Source organism: Phytohabitans rumicis (assembly GCF_011764445.1).
Taxonomy (GTDB): domain Bacteria; phylum Actinomycetota; class Actinomycetes; order Mycobacteriales; family Micromonosporaceae; genus Phytohabitans; species Phytohabitans rumicis.
Window position 1 is genome coordinate 1,199,229 of sequence record NZ_BLPG01000001.1, and the last position, 17,974, is coordinate 1,217,202.

Annotated in this window: 17 protein-coding genes; 8 read left to right on the forward strand and 9 right to left on the reverse strand. The window is 67.3% G+C overall.

The window, feature by feature from the left end; genetic code table 11:
* Positions 1-116 precede the first annotated feature (116 nt).
* The 5 genes from Prum_RS05000 to Prum_RS50900 all read left to right on the forward strand — a co-directional run bounded on the left by Prum_RS05000 (position 117) and on the right by Prum_RS50900 (position 2,950).
* A complete protein-coding gene (locus tag Prum_RS05000; protein WP_173074368.1) occupies positions 117-1,034 on the forward strand; it encodes an AraC family transcriptional regulator in 918 nt (305 codons plus the stop codon).
* Positions 1,035-1,222: 188 nt separating this feature from the next.
* Positions 1,223-1,657 carry a cyclic nucleotide-binding domain-containing protein gene (locus Prum_RS50890; protein ID WP_173074370.1) on the forward strand — a complete coding sequence of 145 codons (435 nt, stop codon included), beginning with the start codon at positions 1,223-1,225 and terminating at the stop codon, positions 1,655-1,657.
* Positions 1,597-2,583 (forward strand): NAD(P)/FAD-dependent oxidoreductase, encoded by a 987-nt coding sequence (locus Prum_RS05010; protein WP_173083414.1) that lies wholly within the window; start codon positions 1,597-1,599, stop codon positions 2,581-2,583. Before Prum_RS50890 ends, Prum_RS05010 begins: the two co-directional genes overlap by 61 nt.
* A gap of 23 nt (positions 2,584-2,606) precedes the next feature.
* Complete coding sequence (locus tag Prum_RS50895) at positions 2,607-2,771, forward strand: hypothetical protein (protein ID WP_246277650.1); 165 nt, start codon at positions 2,607-2,609, stop codon at positions 2,769-2,771.
* Positions 2,772-2,776: 5 nt separating this feature from the next.
* On the forward strand, positions 2,777-2,950 hold the full coding sequence (locus Prum_RS50900; RefSeq protein WP_246277651.1) for a hypothetical protein: 174 nt from the start codon (positions 2,777-2,779) through the stop codon (positions 2,948-2,950).
* 90 nt (positions 2,951-3,040) lie between these two features.
* Here Prum_RS50900 and Prum_RS05020 read toward each other — a convergent pair whose 3' ends face one another.
* The 7 genes from Prum_RS05020 to Prum_RS05050 all read right to left on the reverse strand — a co-directional run bounded on the left by Prum_RS05020 (position 3,041) and on the right by Prum_RS05050 (position 14,469).
* Positions 3,041-3,241, reverse strand: a complete 201-nt coding sequence (locus Prum_RS05020) for a hypothetical protein (protein ID WP_173074372.1) — start codon at positions 3,239-3,241, stop codon at positions 3,041-3,043.
* 68 nt (positions 3,242-3,309) lie between these two features.
* The gene (locus tag Prum_RS05025) at positions 3,310-8,730 is read right to left on the reverse strand and encodes a DUF5005 domain-containing protein (RefSeq protein WP_173074374.1); all 5,421 of its coding nucleotides are present in this window, start codon (positions 8,728-8,730) and stop codon (positions 3,310-3,312) included.
* 453 nt (positions 8,731-9,183) lie between these two features.
* The gene (locus Prum_RS05030) at positions 9,184-9,540 is read right to left on the reverse strand and encodes a hypothetical protein (protein ID WP_173074376.1); all 357 of its coding nucleotides are present in this window, start codon (positions 9,538-9,540) and stop codon (positions 9,184-9,186) included.
* Between the two features lie 476 nt (positions 9,541-10,016).
* On the reverse strand, positions 10,017-10,745 hold the full coding sequence (locus tag Prum_RS05035) for a GAF and ANTAR domain-containing protein (RefSeq protein ID WP_173083415.1): 729 nt from the start codon (positions 10,743-10,745) through the stop codon (positions 10,017-10,019).
* 110 nt (positions 10,746-10,855) lie between these two features.
* On the reverse strand, positions 10,856-11,284 hold the full coding sequence (locus tag Prum_RS05040) for an ANTAR domain-containing protein (protein ID WP_173074378.1): 429 nt from the start codon (positions 11,282-11,284) through the stop codon (positions 10,856-10,858).
* 151 nt (positions 11,285-11,435) lie between these two features.
* A complete protein-coding gene (locus tag Prum_RS05045; RefSeq protein WP_173074380.1) occupies positions 11,436-12,647 on the reverse strand; it encodes a TolB-like translocation protein in 1,212 nt (403 codons plus the stop codon).
* Positions 12,648-13,518: 871 nt separating this feature from the next.
* Positions 13,519-14,469: a GlxA family transcriptional regulator gene (locus Prum_RS05050; RefSeq protein ID WP_173074382.1), complete on the reverse strand. Its 951-nt coding sequence runs from the start codon at positions 14,467-14,469 to the stop codon at positions 13,519-13,521.
* Between the two features lie 70 nt (positions 14,470-14,539).
* Between Prum_RS05050 and Prum_RS05055 the strand changes: the two genes are divergently transcribed.
* A complete protein-coding gene (locus tag Prum_RS05055; RefSeq protein ID WP_173074384.1) occupies positions 14,540-15,379 on the forward strand; it encodes an alpha/beta fold hydrolase in 840 nt (279 codons plus the stop codon).
* A 168-nt stretch (positions 15,380-15,547) separates the two neighbouring features.
* Positions 15,548-15,856 (forward strand): avidin-fold protein, encoded by a 309-nt coding sequence (locus tag Prum_RS05060; protein ID WP_173074386.1) that lies wholly within the window; start codon positions 15,548-15,550, stop codon positions 15,854-15,856.
* Positions 15,857-16,146: 290 nt separating this feature from the next.
* Here the strand turns inward: Prum_RS05060 and Prum_RS05065 are convergent, their stop codons facing one another.
* Positions 16,147-16,992: an NAD(P)H-binding protein gene (locus tag Prum_RS05065; protein ID WP_173074387.1), complete on the reverse strand. Its 846-nt coding sequence runs from the start codon at positions 16,990-16,992 to the stop codon at positions 16,147-16,149.
* 118 nt (positions 16,993-17,110) lie between these two features.
* Between Prum_RS05065 and Prum_RS05070 the strand changes: the two genes are divergently transcribed.
* Positions 17,111-17,503 (forward strand): winged helix-turn-helix transcriptional regulator, encoded by a 393-nt coding sequence (locus Prum_RS05070; protein ID WP_173074389.1) that lies wholly within the window; start codon positions 17,111-17,113, stop codon positions 17,501-17,503.
* A gap of 85 nt (positions 17,504-17,588) precedes the next feature.
* On the opposite strand, the gene Prum_RS05075 is transcribed toward Prum_RS05070, so the two are convergent.
* Positions 17,589-17,960: an LLM class flavin-dependent oxidoreductase gene (locus tag Prum_RS05075; protein WP_173083416.1), complete on the reverse strand. Its 372-nt coding sequence runs from the start codon at positions 17,958-17,960 to the stop codon at positions 17,589-17,591.
* Between the last annotated feature and the right edge of the window lie 14 nt (positions 17,961-17,974).

Sequence of the window (17,974 nt, forward strand, 5' to 3'; positions counted from 1 at the left end):
GATCCTTTCGGCTGACTCTTGACCTCGACCGTATGTCTCCTGTCAGAGACTATGAATAGCTTGTCGTCTACGATTGATGTCCCAGCGTCTGCGTCCAGCGGCGCTAAAGTCGCGGTATGGACCTGCTCAGCGACACGCTCTCCGCCATGCGCACCGGGCAGCCGTACGCGGGGCGCACCACGTGCCAGGCGCCCTGGGGCGTGCTCTTCCCCGACGGAGACGCAGCGGCTTGTCATGTGGTTCTGCAAGGCTCGTGCTGGCTCATCCCCCAGCGCGGTGCCCCGCTGGCGCTCGGCGTCGGTGACGTGGTGTTCACCCCGCATGGAGACGCGCACGCGATCGTCGACCAGCCGGGCAGCCCGACGATGGAGTATCAACCGCAGCGCGGCGATGAATCACCCATCAGGCAGATGACCATCCCCGGCCCGGGCGCCACGACGGAGATGCTGTGCGCCTCCTACAGCTTCGACCGAGTTCGCCCGCATCCGCTGCTGCACGGCCTGCCCCCGGTCGTCCACCTACCCACACGGGTCGGGCAGCACCCCGCCCTCCGCGCGGCCGTCGACCTGCTGGGCAACGAACTGCGAGAACCCCGCGCCGGTACGGAGGCCGTTCTGCCCGCGCTCATCGACATGCTGCTCCTCTACGTCCTGCGGGCGTGGCTGGAAGAGCAATCCGGCCACGGCGCGACCGGCTGGGCCACGGCGCTGCACGACCCGGCGATCTCCGTGGCGCTGCATCGCGTCCACCGCCACCCCGAGCGCCCATGGACCGTCGAAGACCTCGCGAAGGAGGCGGGACTTTCCCGCGCCGCCTTCGCCAAGCGGTTCGCCGCCGTGGTCGGGCAGCCGCCGCTGACCTACCTGACATGGTGGCGGATGACGACCGCGGCGCGACTGCTGCGCCAGTCCGACGTCGCGTTGAGCACCATCGCTGAACGCTGTGGCTACGGGTCGGAGTTCGCGTTCGCCAAAGCGTTCAAACGCGAGTTCGGCACCGCTCCGGGCCGGTACCGGCGCACCCCCCTGGGCTAACCCTCCGTCGGGCGCTTACCGCGCCTCGATACGGTCGGGCGGCGTCTGGACCGCGTTTGCACCCGCGTTCGTAGAGTGGGAAACCCGACGCCTGGCCTGAGCCGCCGCGTGTGCTGGCGCGCGTCTGGCTGGATGAGCCCGAACTGCCCCCGATCCGGCGCTCCTGAAGGCTGGCGGACCTGCGGACCGTGCTCGCCGAGAACGGCGTGGATCGCAGCGTCCTCGACGGCGAGCGTTGCGACAACGCCGTAGCCGCCCAATTGCTGGCGTACGCCCGCGACTCGTCGCAGACCGCCGGGGTCGTGGTGTGGGCCGACCCGGACGATCCCGGGCTCGCCGGCACCCTCACCGGCTACCGTGGGCTGCCCGATGTGCTGGTCCGGGAAGGCGAACGGCACCGGGACTTCTTCGTCGTCCTGGCCGGCACAGTCGCGATCTTCGAGGGGTACAGCACCGCCGAGGAGCGGCTGGTCAAGGTCCACGGCCCGGGCCGGTTCCTCGACGAGCTGGGCCTGCTCACCGGCCCACGCGCGGCCCGCCCGAGTCCGAACTCGACCTCGTCATCGTCGGCGCCGGCCCGGCCGGGCTCGCCGCCGCCGTCTACGGCGCCTCGGAAGGACTGACGACCGTGGTGCTCGACGCCATCGGCACCGGCGGGCAGGCCAGCACCTCCGCACGCATCGAGAACTACCTCGGCTTCCCGGCCGGGATCTCCGGCGCGGAGCTCGCCGACCGGGCCGTCATCCAGGCCGAGAAGTTCGGCGCCACCATCACCGTGCCCGCCGCGGCGACCGGCCTGGAGCAGCGGGACGGCTGCCACGCAGTACGGATCGAGGACGGCACAGAGCTCCGCACCCGCACCGTGGTGATCGCCACCGGTGCCCGCTACCGCAGGCTCGACGTACCGCGGCTGGACGAGTTCGAGGGCACCAGCGTCTACTACGCCGCCACGATCGTGGAGGCCCGCCTCTGTCTGCGGCAGCCGGTGGTCGTCGTGGGCGGTGGCAACTCCGCCGGCCAGGCCGCCGTCTACCTGGCCCAGCACGCGGCCGCCGTACGGCTGCTGATCCGCCACGACGACCTGGGCCGCGACATGTCCCGCTACCTGGTCGACCAGATCGAGCGCGACCCCCGCGTCGAGGTGCTGCGGCACACCGCGGTACGCGAGATGGTGGGCCGCGACGGGCAGCTCGAAGCGGTCATCGCGGAGGACACCCACACCGGCATTCGCCACACGCTCGACGCCAGCCTGCTCTTCGTATTCATCGGAGCCCAGCCGTGTACCGGCTGGCTCGCCGGGCGCCTCGCGCTCGACGACCACGGCTACGTCCACACCGGACCGGCAGCCGCGCCGGCCCCGCCCGGCGACCGCCAGTCCGACCTCCTGGAGACCAGCCGCCCCGGCGTCTTCGCCGTGGGCGACGTGCGCAGCGGATCCATCAAGCGGGTCGCATCCGCGGTAGGCGAGGGAGCCACGGCGGTCCGCCTCGCCCACGAACACCTCGCCAGGACCGGCCGCTCCCGGGCCGCTGACCGTTCGACGGCCTGAGCCTGCGTACGCGGGAGGTCATGATGATTGATTCCGGAACCCTCCGCCAGGCCCGGCGCCGTCCCTGGTTGCGCATGTTCCTGATCGGCCTGGCGCTGTGGCTCGCCACGGTGGTGGCCACCTTGGTCACCGGCAACTCCAACCTGATAGCTACTCTCGTGCTGCTCGGCAGCTTCCTCGTGCCGTAACGTTCGTGGCGTGGGCGTTCGAGCGCCACCAGATCGGCGAGCTCACCGCGAGCCTCGTGTTCTGCACCTTCGTCACCGGTGGGATGCTGGGCGTGCTGGCCGCGTCGGTGCTCGAGAAGTCCGGACCGCGGGCCGCAAGTTGCCGGCTCGATGAGCTCGCCGGGGCATTCAGGCCATGAACAGCAGAGCCGATACGATCTTGTTTGGCGGCGTGGCCGACATCCGCAAACACGGCCACGCCGTCCTAACATGCCGAAAGTAGTACATCGTCAAGGTAGCGAAAAATGGGTCACAAGCGCCTGACCAGTGAGCCATTCCGCGTAACGATGGGTCGCGCTGCGTAGCTGACTGTCGGCGGGTGCGGCGACACGATGGATCTGTTGTGGTGCAACGAGAAGACGCAGAATCCCGGCTTGAAGGTGGACTATGTGCGGCGGCATGGCGGTCGGCTTTGTTTTGTCGACCGCCATGCCGCCACTCCGTCTAGGGCCTCTCCGTTCTTGGTTTACAGCGGGCTGTGGTCTGCGAAGGTGTGTAGTTAGACATAGCATTCATCGTGTGCTATCCCCCAGGTCGTGCCCATGGAACTGGTCGCTATTACTACAAGGTCATAGTTGTGATCCTTCAAACCCTCCTTGAAGCGAGTGTCGATCCACCAGCGACCGTCCCTTCTTGTCTCCTCGGAGGGAAGGTCCGTTCGGCTCCACAGTTGGCCATCCGAGTAGAGGAGCAAGCTGGCTGTAAATGGGGTATACGGCTCGGGACCTATACCCCAAGCATCAAGTGCAATGTCAACCCAGCCAACCTCGTAACCGACAGGAGGGATTGGGACGTAGTGTGGCGTGCAGGTGATCTTGGCTTCGACGACTATGTCATATGGGACACGGAACGCGACAACATTTGTTGATCCACTCTCGCCTGAGATATTGGTTGCTGTAACCCGGAACTCGTATGTGGTAACCGGTCGAATAGGATAGTAGTCGAAAGTGGTTGCTGCCACCGGATAGAGCAGCTTGACCCATTCATTTCCCGTCGACGGGTCGCGCACATAGATGTTGTAGAGGACCGGGGGTGTCGGGCTGGGCACCCAGATCAAACGCGCACCCTTAGTGGATCCCTTTCTGATTGGCGTGGCGGTCAGGTTGACAGGTGATTGTGGTAGCGGCGGCATCGGTCGAGCCGTTGCCACATTGGAGGGTGCGCTTTCCCCGGACAGGTTGGTGGCCCGTACCCGGAAGTCGTACGTCGTGCCGTTGTCCAGCAGCTTGACGGTGTAGGTGCAGCAGGTGGTGACCGGGTATTGCAGTTGTCGCCAGGGGCTTCCCTTGGCCCGCAACTCGACCAGGTACCACACGTTCGGGGTACTGGACGCCGACCATCTGAGGGTCACCTGGCCGTCCCCGGCGGTCGCGGTCAAGTTGGAGGGTGGCTGCGGGAACGGTGGCATCGGTCGTGCGCTGGCCACATTGGAGGGTGTGCTCTGGCCGGACAGGTTTGTTGCTCGTACCCGGAAGTCGTACGTGGTGCCGTTGTCCAGCAGGTTCACCACGTAGGAGCAGCACGTGGTGACCGGGTATTGCAGTTGTCGCCAGGGGCTTCCCTTGGCCCGCAGCTCGACCAGGTACCACACGTTCGGGGTACTGGACGCCGACCAACTGAGGGTGACCTGGCCGTCCCCGGCGGCCGCGGTCAGCCCGGACGGCGCCTGCGGGAGCGGCGGCATCGGCTTGACGGTGACGATGTTGGTGGGTGCGCTTTCACCCGCCGTGTTGGCGGCCACCACTTTGAACCGGTAGGTGTGTGCGTTGGTCAGGAACTGGGCGGTCATGGTGCAGCAGGAGGCCGGGGTGGGCAGCTTCTGCCAGGACTGCCCGATCGTGGTGTCTTGCTGGTAGACGGTGTAGGTCACCGGGGTGGTGGTGCTGGCTGTCCAGGACAGCACGGCCTGGCCGTCTCCAGCGGTGGCGGACAGCCCCGTTGGTGGGTTCGGTAGCACGTCGACGGCGGTGATTTGGACGACGTTTGAGGCTGGGCCTTCACCCCCCGGGTTTTGCGCGGTGACCTTGAACTCGTACAGGTGGGTGGGCCACAGGTCGGTCCAGGTGTATGCGCTCGTGTTGACCGAGGTGAACGACTTGGTGAAGGTCGTCTGCCCGGCGGTGACGTCGCGGATGTACACCCAGAAGATGAGGTTCGGGCCGGCGTCCCAGTTCAGATGCACGGCCTTACTGCCCGCGGTCGACGCGCGCAGGTTGGTCGGTGCGGGTGGTGGGCTGTAGTGGGCGGTCGCTTGGGCCGGGTCGGACAGCGGCCCGGCTCGGCCGTTGGTGGCGCCGACCTTGAACTGGTAGACGTGGCTGTGGACCAGGTAGGAGGCGGTCAACGCGCAGCACTGCGTGACCGGTAGCGGCAGCTTGGTGAACTCGGTCTCGCCGGCGGTGACGTCCCGCTGGTAGACGTCGTACCAGAAGTCGCCGCCCGGGGGCGCCGACCAGGACAACGCTATCGAGCCGTCGTTGTTCGCGGTCGCGGTCAGGCCGGTCACCTTTGCGGGCAGCGGCGGCAGCGGCGTGGCCTGCACCAGGTTCGACGGCCCCGACTCGCCGACGACGTTGGTCGCGGTCACCTTGAACTCGTACGTGTGTTGGTTGGCCAGGTAGGTCGCGGTCAGCGCGCAGCACTCGGTCACCGGCAGCGGCAGCTTGGTGAACTCGGTCTCGCCGAGCGTCACGTCCCGTTGGTAGACGTTGAACCACACGTCCGGGCTGGGCGCCGCCCACGTCAACTGGACCTGCGAGTCACCCGCGACGGCCGTGAGGTTCGTGGGTACGCCCGGCGGCGGATACACCGAGCGTGCCGTGGCCGGGTTCGATGGTGGGCTCTCGCCGCCCACGTTGGTGGCGGTCACGGTGAACTCGTAGTCGTGGCCGTGGTGCAGGAACGCGGCCGTCAACGCGCAGCACTCGGTCACCGGCAGCGGCAGCTTGGTGGGCTCGGTCTCGCCCGCGGTGATGTCCCGCTGGTACACGTTGAACCACACGTTCGGGCCCGGCGTTACCCACGACAACGCGATCGTCCCGTCGTTGTTGGACGCGGCTGTCAACTGCGTCGGCGGTCCAGGCGGGGCCGTGTGTGCGACCGCCGAGGCCACATTCGACTCCGGTCCGACACCCATGCTCGTAGCGGCCGCCACCTTGAACTCGTACGTGTGGCCTTCCACCAGGTCACGAGCCACTGCGGTCGTGGCGTCGACCGGATCCGCCCACCGCTCGAACTCGCTCTGACCGAGCGTGACGTCCCGAGAGGAGACTAGGTACTCGACATGCGGAGTGGTCACTGGTTGCCACTGCAGGCCGACGGTGCCATCGGGGTTGGGTGTAGCGACCAGATTCGTCGGTGCTTGGTCTGGTACCTGCTCGATGAACAGCAGCCGGTTCGATGTGTCGACGTCTGAGAGGACGTCCGGTGTGGCGGCGTCGACTAGCGCCGCGCGGACCTGCTCGGGTCCGTAGCCAGGATGGGCCGCCAGCACCATGGCTGCCGCCCCGGCGACGTGTGGCGCGGCGTACGAGGTTCCGGTCTTCGCTGCGACGCTCGTATCTGATTGGTCGGTCGCGGCAGGTACGGCCGCACCAGGAGCGTAGATACTCACACAGGGTCCCTGGTTGCTGGATCCAGTGCGTTGATCATTTTCTGTCGTACCCCCGACGGTAATCAGGGCTGAGGTCTTGGAAAGATACGCTGGGAAAGAATTGCACGCATCCGCACCGTCGTCGTTGCCGGCTGCGGCAACGACTGTCAGGCCTCGGCCGAGAAGCTTCAACACCGCGCGATCCACCTTGGTGGGTCGGGCTTGTTTTATTCCGGCGAGGCTCAGGTTGACTACGGCGGGCCGGGTGGCTGTACGTGCCACCCACTCAATACCCGCCGCCTGGACGTCGCCTGACCTGGTCATGCAATCGAAGACTTTTACTGGCACGATACGAACGTTCCTTGCCACTCCGAGGTATGTGCCTCCAGCGAGTGACGCCACCCCTGTACCGTGCCCGCTACAGTCATCTGTCATGGTGCCACCGTTGAATGCGTTGTAGCCTTGAGCAACTCTGCCGCCAAACTGCGCATGTGTGGCCCGGACTCCGGTGTCCACCACATAGATGGACACACCATCTGCACTGTTGGGGTAACGGTAGATCCGGTCGAGCGGAAGATTTTCTTGATCGATGCGATCAAGACCCCACGCCGGGTTCGTCTGGCTCCCGCCATCGGCTGCGATATTAACGGTTTGGACCTGCTCCACGTCGAGCACGTCGGGATGCGCAGCAAGAGTGATTGCCACTTCCTGGCTTACGACCATCGAAAACCCGTTGAGCGTCAACGGGTAGAGATAGCCCAGCGTTGCCCCGTATTGCTGAGTAATTTCCTGCGCGAAACGCTCGACACCGGTCGCCTGGACAGCGGGCGTGTCCTTAAACGTGACGAAGTACTTGTTCGCAACAGACTCGGGAGTATTCGCCAGGTGAATCAGATCAATATCAGTCGGCGGTGTAGGCGTCACTGTCGCAGCGCTCGGTCGTGGGCTTTCACCCGATGCGTTGGCGGCGGTGATAGTGAACTGGTACTCGTGGCCGCGCACCAACTCTCCGAACTGTGCCGACGTGCCGGTGACCGGGACGGAATGGCGAGCGAAGTGGGTTTGGCCACCGGTCACATAGCGGCGGTAGACGCGGTACTCCGTTGCTCCGGCGACCGCGTTCCACGACAGGTTCACGGTCCCCGTGGTGCTGCTGGTCGCGGTCAGCCCGGTCGGTGCGGCCGGCAGGGTGCTGGGGTTCGGCTGCGTCGGCGGCCAGTCGATCTCCCGGAACCGTGGCCGATACAAGCGGGCGTCGGCGTAGTTGTCGGCGTTGTCGAGGGTGTTGACGTCGTACGAGAGCAGTAGCTTTCCGCTGCGCGCCAGCTCCTGGTGCAGACGGGCGTGGTAGACGACGACGTCGTTGCCGGGCACCGCCTCGGGCGCGCTGAACAGGACGGTCGGCCCGGCGAACGGCCCAACCGGCGACGCAGCGGTGTACGCGACGAACTGCCGATCAAGAACCAGGTTGTTCTCCTGCGTGATCAGCACGTACTCGCTGCCCACCTTCTGGACCGCGAAGTTCGTGCCAACCCCGCTCAGCAACCGCGAAGCGGCCGACTCCTCCGGGGACCACGCGGAGCCGTTCCAAAACTCCCACGTCCCACCGAGGTTCCCCACCGGCACCCGGGCCACGTGGCCGAACTTGAGATTGGCAAGCCCTGACGAGGCGCCGTAAACGTAGGTGTGGCCCCCTTCGGTCAGCAGCGCCGATCCCCACACGATGGCACTGCCCAGCGGAAGGTCGACAACCGAGTCCAAGGTCAGCGCAGGCAGCGTGAACGTGGCCAGCGACGTGCCCGTAGGCACGAAATCCAGGCTGCCTCCCGGGCCGAGCCGGTACCGGTTGTAGAGCACCTTCAGCTGGCCGTTATCCACCAGACCGTTGGCGACCCAGAAGAACTCGCCGGCCTGCTGGGGAACCACGAGCGCGGTCGGTGCGGTCGCCGTACCGCCGTGCAGGGTCGCCACCAGGCTCGTGTCCTCCTGGACCACGATCGTGTTGTTGACCATGGGGGTGTTCGCCGGCCGGCTGCCGTCCGCGTTCACCGTGCCCAAGAAGGTGTCGGAGAACAGCCACACGACGCGCCCGTCCGGCAGCAGCACCGACGCCGTGCTGTCACCGCCGGTCCAATGCCCCCCGGCATCGCCATAGGCAGCGAACATGCCGGTGACAGCCGCCGGTGTCATGCCACCCGCCGGAACAGCCGCCACCGCCCTCGACGCAGACGTGAAGGACACGACAATCGTCGCGGCAAGCAGGACAGCCGCGGCGAGCATGGCCCGCAGCCAGGCTCGCCATGTCCATAGTGGGACGTCATACGGCATCGGCGCTCTCCCCTTCTATGCCTACTTCGGCTCGCCACCCGTCGGACGGCTCAGCGACCTGCACAGCGAACGAGAGGTCCCCGGCCACAGGCTTCCTCGCGCCGGGATACCCTCCGGGTCGAGCAGCAGACCAACGCGTCGGTCGGAGCCGAAACGTACGAACCCGCAGCCCCGGCGACAACACAGCCGCCGCTTAACGTCAATGCCTCAACGGATCACAAACTGTTCGAACTGGACCTACTTGATCCGCTGACCAGCAAGATCACGCCACCACCGAAGACGTCGAAACACCGGTTGTTCGCCACCCAGGGCGGTCCCGAACAACCGCCAGGTGTCAACCTCGCGCCGAACGCCGCCACCAGCTCGGATTCCCGCGGTGTCAAACGCCGTCGGATCATAGATGTGGCCGGAACACCTCAAGCTCGAAGAGATAATCCACGGTCATGCGACCTATCAGCCAGCCCGGATGACATCGCCGCGCGGGCGACGACTGCGTTCAAATCGAGACGGCAAAGCTTGATCACGTGCACTGACGCGGAGATCGCGGGGATCGTCGACCGGACGCGTCAGCGACTTGCCGCTGGCCTGAGGCTTGCTGATCGTCGGGGCGGTGATCATGCCCCCACCAGCCGCCGACTCCGTTTGCATCACCTGAACTGCGCCATCGACTTGACGAAGGTAAGGACCAAACGACATCGACCCAGCCACCTTGTCGCCGGTGAACGGCGCCCCGCGAAACCGTTGAGCGGAGCCGCGTGGGCGCTCCAAGTTGGGCATCGGTAGCGCTGCGGCGTCGTGGACGATCCGCATGTCATGTCCTGGGAGGTCGCCGGTTGGTCGGCACCCGCAGCGGCACGTCCTCGCCCGAGGCGGCGCGCGGCTAGCCGGCCACATCGACGTCGGCAGTGGATGTGACACGGCGCGATGGGGTGTACCGTGCACCGTGTCACCCCGGTCCCCGGTGGCGGAATCCTTGGCGTGCCATGGTTTTGCCTGCCACCGGAGGGGTCGAATGACCGGTATCGCGGCTTCGGTGTCCGCGGGTTGCCCCGGGCGCGGCGGCGGCGCGATGAGCACGGCCATGGCGCGTGCCGACCGGGAACCGGCGGCTGAGCGGGCCACGGGTGCCTGGCCGTCAGGCCAGGGACCGCTCGCAGGTGCAGCTGAACCAAGACTTTCCAGGGGCCGGGGGAGGGTCCCGGGCGGTTTCCGCCCGGGACCCCACCACGACCGCCCGCATCCGCCCCGATGCCGGTTGCCAAGGCCACGCCGGCCTTGGTGGAGTATCAGCGGGGCAGGCCGGTGGCCGTGGCCAGCGGGATCCGTTCGGTTCCGGCTACCACGGCCTGGGCGAGGTCGGACAGGCGCAGGTTGCGGCTGCGGGCACTGCCACGCAGCAGCGTGAACGCTTCGGCCATGTCCAGGTGGAGCCGTTCGGCCAGGACACCCTTAGCCTGCTCGATCAGGACCCGGCTGCGCAGCGCGGTCTCCAACTGTTCGGTCAGGGTGTCGCGGCGATGGATGGCGCGTTGCTGCAGCAGTCCGATGGTGGCCACGTCGGCCAGGGCCTGACCGATCCGCAGCTTGCCCTCGTCCAGCGGGCCCGGAGCGGTGTCGAACAGGTTCAACGCGCCGATCACCTCCGCGCGCAGCCGCATCGGCACCGCATGAACCGCGGCGAAACCGACCTCAGCGGCGGCGGCGGTGAATCTAGGCCAGCGGCCCGCCGTGGTCAGGTCAGCGACCGACACGGGTTGGCCGGTGCGGAAGCAGTCCACGCACGGGCCCTGGTCGGTTTGCAGCTGGAACAGCTCCAGCAGCCGGGTCCGTTCGGAGGAGGCGGCCACCACGTGCAACGCGTCCCGCTGGTCGGTCAACAGCAGGCCGGCCGCCGACACGCCCAACAGCTGCACACACCGCTCGGTCAACCCGTGCAGGAAGTCGATCACGTCGAAATCGTCGACGAGGGTATCGGCCATCTCCACAAACATGTCGGCTAGCTGGACCTCGGCCATCTCACTCACCTCGCCACACGGTAGACCCGCCCGCCTGGACATTAGACCTGCTCGCCCGGCGGCTGGCAGCCGCCCACCGAACGTGACGCGAGCGCGCCGAGTCGGGGACGTCAACGGCCACCACGGTCTCCGTCAGGTTTGGGGTGGAATCGCAGGCGTCGGGCGACCACGTCCGTGGCGACGTCATGCAGCCGCCGGTCGTGGGCGTACGCGTAGGCGCGCAGCCGGACCAGCGCCACCGCCGCGCTCACCCCCAGCTGCACGGTGACCATCCCGGTGGCCTGGTGCACCTGCGGATACGCGAGGGAGGCCGGCTCCGGCCGGCGCCCGTCCGGGTGCGGCCGCTCGTGCTGCACCGCGTCCAGCACCAGCGCGCAGGCGATGTCAGCCAACAGCAGCCCGTCGGCGAGCTGGTCACCGTCCAGGCCACCGGGCCGCGCGCGGTAAAGGTCCAGGACACCGACCCGGACCGCGCCGACGTGCAGCGGCAGCGCGAACACCGCACCCGCGCCGGCGGATGCTGCCGCGGGCGCGAACATCGGCCACCGGGCCAGGCAGTCCGCGCCCGTCAGGTCGGTAACCAGCGCCGGACCGCGGGCGTCAGGCCGGTCGCGTTGGTGCGGGCACGATAGCGGACCGGATCAACCGGCTGTCGGCAAGTCCCGGCTCGGGCACCGGATCGAGGACGGGTCAGTGGATTGGGCCGTGGACGAAGATATCGAAGGCGTCATTGGTGTCTGATGGCACCAGGTTGGATGCCCCTGTCGTGAAGGTCACGTATCGGCCGTCGGCGCTGATCGCCGGCGCGAGACTGGCGGTGTTGGCTTGGACTCCCGTGGTTGAACGGCTGACCCGGGTCGTGGTGCCCATCCGCCGATCCCGCACGACGACGTCCCACGCATCGTTGGTGTCATCGGGCACGAGATTGCGTGCGCTGGAGAGGAAGGCTACATATCGGCCGCTGGCGCTCATGACCGGCACGGCACTGTTAGTGACGCCCTCCGCGCCGCTGGTGGACACGCTGATCCGAGTCGTCGTACCGGCCCGCCGATCCCTCACGAACACATCCGGGACCCTGTTGCTGTCGCCAGGTACCAGGTTCGACGCGGCGGAGGTGAAGGCGACGTAGCGGCCGTTGGCGCTGATCGCCGGGAGGTAGGTGTCGCCGGCGGCTTGGCGTTCTGTGTTCGAGACGCTGATCCGAACGGTGGTACGGGCCCACCGGTCACGGATGAACACATCTGAGGTGCCGTTGCTGTCGCCAGGTACCAGGTTCGACGCGGCGGAGGTGAACGCAACGTACCGGCCGTTGGCGCTGATCGCCGGAGTCGCACTGTCGTGATTGGTGCCCTGCCTGCCCCGGCTGGACACGCTGGCCCTGGTGGTGATTCTCGTCAGCCGATCCCGCACGAACACGTCGACGGTGCCGTTGGTGTCACCCGCGACCAGGTTCGAGGCGGTGGATGTAAAGGCAAGGTAGCGGCCGTCGGTGCTGATGGTGTGGTTGTACGTGCTGGCGTTCGCCTCAACCCCTGTGCTTGACAGGTTTGCCCGGACGGTGGTCCCGGCCACGCGGTCACGCACGAACAGGTCGGTCATCTCGTTGGTGTCACGAGGCACCAAGCCCGGCGCGCCAGACGTGAAGGCCACATACCGGCCGTTGCCGCTGATGGCCGGAGACATACCGCCGGAGTTCCTGCCGTCGTCGGCTGTACCCACGGCACTGATCCGTGTGGTGATACGGGTGCGCCGGTCCCGCACGAACACGTCGATGTCGCCGTTGACGTCGCCGGCCACCAGGTTCGACGCGTAGGAACTGAAGGCGACATACCGCCCATCCCCACTGACCGCCGAGATGGTGACCTGTTCATTTCCCTGCACCCCGGCAGTGGACACGCTCACCCTGTCCGTCCTCGCGCCGTGTGCCGCAGCCGGCCCGGCCGCCCTGGCCGGCGAACCCGGGAGACCGGTCGCGATCAACAGGCCCGCGGATGCGATAATTGATGACAATCTATCTCGGATGACAAACATTGGAAGTCTCCAGTCCGCGTCGAGCGTGGCCTGGGTCCAGAGTCACCGAGATGACTTCAAGCTACACCGCGCGATAGGTGGGAGTGTGGAAGCGAAGTGCCAATTCCGACGCACGCTTCCGATACACCGGGCCTCGTGACGGCAGCGCTGTCAGAGGCGGAAGGGGTACGCCCGAATCAGCCTCGGCGCGTGCTGAGACTCCGGGGCGAACCAGCGGAGTCGCAGCGCGTGTCGCCAGGGACTGCAGCTCGCTCGTGCGCTTCTCCTTGACGCGCAGTCGGCGGGGAACCAGCCGTCAAGGAGGCTGTCGACGCGCTCCGCAGCACCGCAGACGACGAGATTAAGCCCGTAATCGCCGGTTCGACCTGTCCGGATCTGCCGCTGCCCGAGCGTGAATAACCCCAGGCGGGCGTGCGACATCCTCAGCCTCGATCCACGGGTTTGATCTATGGCGGCCGTTGTTTCGGGATGTTCGCGGCATGCTGATCTTGTTGGTGACGGTGGGCAGGGGTGATCCGCCGATCAAGGATCGTCGGTCTGCTCGCGGGGCGGTCGGGGTGGTCGGGCTTGGGGTGTGGCCGGCGCCGGCTGCCAGGTTCGTCTGATGTAGACGGTTCAGGCCGGTGGGGCGTGTACGGCGGTGAACAGGTTGTCCCAGGCGTGCTGCCAGGGCCAGCGCCGCGGTAGGTGCACCCGCGTCACGCTCGCCGGCCCGCGCGTGCGGGAACGCCGAGTTGCGTCATCAGGTTTCGCTGAAGGTCCGTCGGTAAATGCCGGGTGTGGTGCCGAGATGCACCCGGAACCGGCGACGTAGGTTGACCGCTGAGGCGAGTCCGACCCGGGTGGCGATGGCTTCCACCGGAAGGTCGGTCTGTTCCAGCAGTATTCGTGCCGCGTCGAGGCGTTGGCCGAGCAGCCACTGTCCCGGGCTGGTGCCGAGCTGTTCGGTGAAGCGGCGGGCGAGGGTTCGGCTGGACAGTCCGGCGCGTTCGGCGAGGTGGTCGAGGGTCAGTGGGGTGTCGAGGTGGGAGGTGGCCCACTCCAGCAGTGGCGCCAACGACTCGTCCGCCCTGGCCGGTGCGGGGTGTGCGGCGTACTGGAGTTGGCTGCCTTCCCTGTGCGGTGGCAGGACCATGCGCCGGGCGACCTGGGCGGCGTACGCCGCGCCGTGGTCGGAACGCACCAGGTGCAGGCACAGGTCGATGCCCGCGCCGGTCCCGGCGCTGGTCGCCACATCGCCGTGGTCCACAAAGAGCACGTCCGGATCCACCCGCACCTCGGGGAAGGCGGCGGCCAACTGGACGGCGCTGCGCCAGTGGGTGGTGGCACGGCGGCCATCGAGCAGTCCGGCCTGAGCGAGCACGAACGCCCCCGTGCAGATGGCGACGATCCTCGCCCCGCGCCGGTGGGCGCCCCGCAGCGCCTCGGCGACGTTCGGCGACACGAGTGCGCCGGGCGGCTGCCAGCCGGGGACGACCACGGTGTCCGCTTCCCGTAGGGCGGCCAGCCCCGCCTCGACGAGCATCGCGTAGCCGGCGGTGGTCGGCAGGGGTCCGGGGCGCTCGGCGCAGACCCGGAAGCTGTAGTGGGGCGGCGCGTCCTGCGGAACGGTACCGAAGACCTCGGAGGCACAGGCCAGCTCGAAGGGCGACTGCGGCGCGGTGACCAGGGCCACCACCCGATGAAGGGTCATGGCAGGAATGTACCTAAGGGTGTCGTTCCAGACTCTCGGCGGGAAGGCCGGCCCCGGTCACAGTGGACCCATGAGTGAGATCGTCGAAACGACAGTGCTGCGCACCGAGATCCAGGTCGACGGCGAGATGGCCAGCTACCTGACCGTGGAGCAGGACGGCCCGGCCGTGTTGCTGCTGCACGGAACGTACTGGAGCCGGGTCTGGCTGCCGGTGCTGGACCGCCTCGCTGCGGCGGGGCTGCGGCCCGTCGCGGTCGACCTGCCCGGACTTGGGCGCTCGGGCGGCGAACTCACCCTGGAAACGGGCACGGTCCCGGCCCTCGCGGATTGGGTGGCGCGCTTCGCCTCCGCGGTGCGGCTCTGCGGGCCGATCGCCGTAGCGGGTCATGACATCGGCGGCGCCGTCGCCCAGCACCTGCTCGTCCACGATCGGCTGGAAGTGTCCCGGCTGGCATTGGTCAACTCGGTCACCTACGACTCCTGGCCGGTGTCCGGCGTGGCCCGGTTCCGGGACCCGCAGGTCGTCGCCGCCATTACCGCCGACGAGATTCTCGCCGCCCGCCGGCAAGCCGTGACAGCGGCGCTGGCCGGTGCCGCCACCGAGCAACGGATCGCGGACTATCTGGATCCGTGGACCGATGCGCGGGTTCGCCGCTCCTGGATGGCCCTGGCCGGCGCGGCCGACAACCGCTACACCCGCGATGCCGTTCCCGCGCTGCGGCAGAACGCGACACCCAAGTTGCTGATCTGGGGCGAGGACGACGACTTCCAGAAGGTGGAGTACGCCGAGCGGTTCGCCGCGGAGATCCCGCACACCACACTCATACGCATCCCGGATGCAGGGCACATCCCCACCGAGAACGCGCCCGGCCAGGTCGCGCGCGCACTCATTGACTTCTTCACGGCGTAGAGGCTGACTGGGCGGTATGAGCGCTGCCGCCGTCGTTTCGGTCACTACGGGTGGGATTCGTCGTCACCGCATGCCGGCGGCGGGACGATGATGCCGACGAGAATGGGTCCAGCGAGTGCCCGTAGACAAGGACGGCGGTACGGCCGCACTGCGGCCGAGCCGTAGCGCTTGTTCGTCGCGACAGAAAGCATGACCGCATCCTCATTGGACGGCCGCCGGTTCGCCGCTGTCGCGAACGTTGGCGGCGAGGTCGGCGCAGACACTGTCTTCGAGTATCAGGAACGCGACGGCGAGGTCTGGGCGACCTACCGCGGTGGCGCGGTACGTCGTGGCTTCATTGTCGGCACCCGTACCCGCGACACGCTCGACATCCGTTACGTCCAACTCAACGACAGCGGCGAGACGTCCAGCGGGTATTGCCGGTCCACGATCCACGTGTTGGATCGAGCAGGTGCTGGTTACCCCAGCTTGGCTTGACCCGCCCCCGTCGGCCTTGACCGTGGCCTCGGCCATGCCACACTCGGCAGCGATGTCCGCATTGGACAGTCTGCGGTGACCGCCGCGTCGCCACGCAAACCACCATCAGGAAGCGTGGAGCGGTTGGCCGGCTGGGCCCGACCCGACCTGTACATCCGCGACGTGCCATCCAAGATCAGGGTGAGCAACGGGTCGAGCAAGACACCCAACCGCTCCGGCGGTTGTCATAAGCCGGTTTCGTTGCACCGCCGCGAATTGGCCAGGCGCGATCCGGGCCGCGCTGGCGCGGCCTACCGGAAGGCGGAGATGTGGCCCTGGACCCAGCCGGCGAAGGTGCGTGGCGCGCGGCCGAGCACCTGCTCGACCGTGGGGCTGATCCGCTGCTCGGCGGGGGTCGGCTCGCCGAGGACGGCGAGTGTGGTTTCGACCGCCCATTCGGGCATGAACCGCAGCATCTGTGTGCGTGCTTCATCGCGGGTCTGCTCGACGAACCGGATGGGCTCCCTGAGTACGTCGCCGATGGCGTTGGCGCGCTGTCGCGGCGTGGTGAGCGCCGGCCCCGTCAACTCATAGATCTGCCCGGCGTGGCCGTCCTCCCGCAACGTCGTGGCCGCTACGTCGGCGATGTCGGCGGGATCAACCGTCGGCATCCCGACGTCACCGAATGGCGCGATGACCGTCCGCTGGGTACGGACCGATTCCGCCCAGGCGTACATGTTGGAGTTGAAGCCACCTGGTCGCAGAATCGTCCAATCCAGACCCGACTGCCGCACGGCGTCTTCGATAGACCGCAACAGGACGCCGTGGGAGTGGGAATCCGGCCGGGTGCCGACTCCTTGCGAGGACAGCAACACAACTCTTCGTACTCCCGCGGATTTGGCCAGGTCGAGGATGTTTCGTGGCTTCAACGCCTGGGCGCTGGCGCCGCCGTCGTGCAGGAACAGCGCGTCGGCGCCATCGAAGGCGGGCCGAAGACCCTCCGGGTCGGTCAGATCCGCCGCGGCGACTTGTACACCCTTCGGCACGGCCGCTTCCCCGACTCTGCGAGACACTGCCGTCACCTTCTCACCGGATGCCGCGAGCGCCTGGACAAGCGGCCGGCCAACGTTTCCGGTCGCTCCCGTAACTACGATCATCGAATTGCTTCCTTGTCAGGTCACTGTTTCCACGGCCTGGTGGCCGGGAACGGAGTGACGCTAACATCGCCGGTATAGTAGGTACCTAGGGGAAAGTGACTATGCCGGAGGGACGTACATGACTGGCAAGCCGACCTGGAAGTCGCGCACGCCGACCGACCCCGAGGACGCCTGCCCGATCGACCCCGTCGTGGACATCGTGTTCAGCCGGTGGACCACACCGATCCTGTGGACCCTGAACGAGCACGGCCGGCAGCGCTTCGTTGAGCTGGCGCGGCGGATAACCACGATCACGCCGAAGGTGCTGACGCAGCGGCTGCGCCAACTCGAACGGGACGGCCTGATCGTGCGCACCTATCACCCCGAAATCCCGCCCCGAGTCGAGTACGAGATCAGCGACCTCGGTCGCAGCCTCGCCCCACTCTTCGCGCACCTGGCTGACTGGGCGAGCACCAAACTCGACACGGTGGAGCAGGCCAGGCGCGACTACGACGCCAAGGCGACCCGGTAGCCTGCCGCGATCAGGCACGACAAAGACACCACGACCACATTCCTCACCGGTCTTGGTTCGCCGGTGTTGCCCTCGACAACACGGACTAAGATGTCCGTTTGTTGCTATTTGCCGCCGAGGGGAAACGCGGCGAACCAGGAACCGTCTTCATGGTCGCGGCGACAGCGGCATGGCGATTCCGTCGTTGCTGGGAGGCTCGGCCACGACCTAAAGTTGGCTTCATGTCAAGGCCCGCCGAGTCCAACGTGATCCGTGTCGTCACGGCGGCGATGTGCGACAGAAGGATCAGGGGTTCGAAGACGCCGCCGTAGACTGGTCCGTATTCGGACGGCGGCAGCAGATGGTCGGGTAGCCAGACACTGTCGAAGCCCAAGACTTCGGCCCGGCGGGCCACCTCGACGATCCGCCGCGGGTCAGCTTCTGCCGACTCGTCGGGCAATACCACGCCGAGTCGCATCACGCCTCAGACCG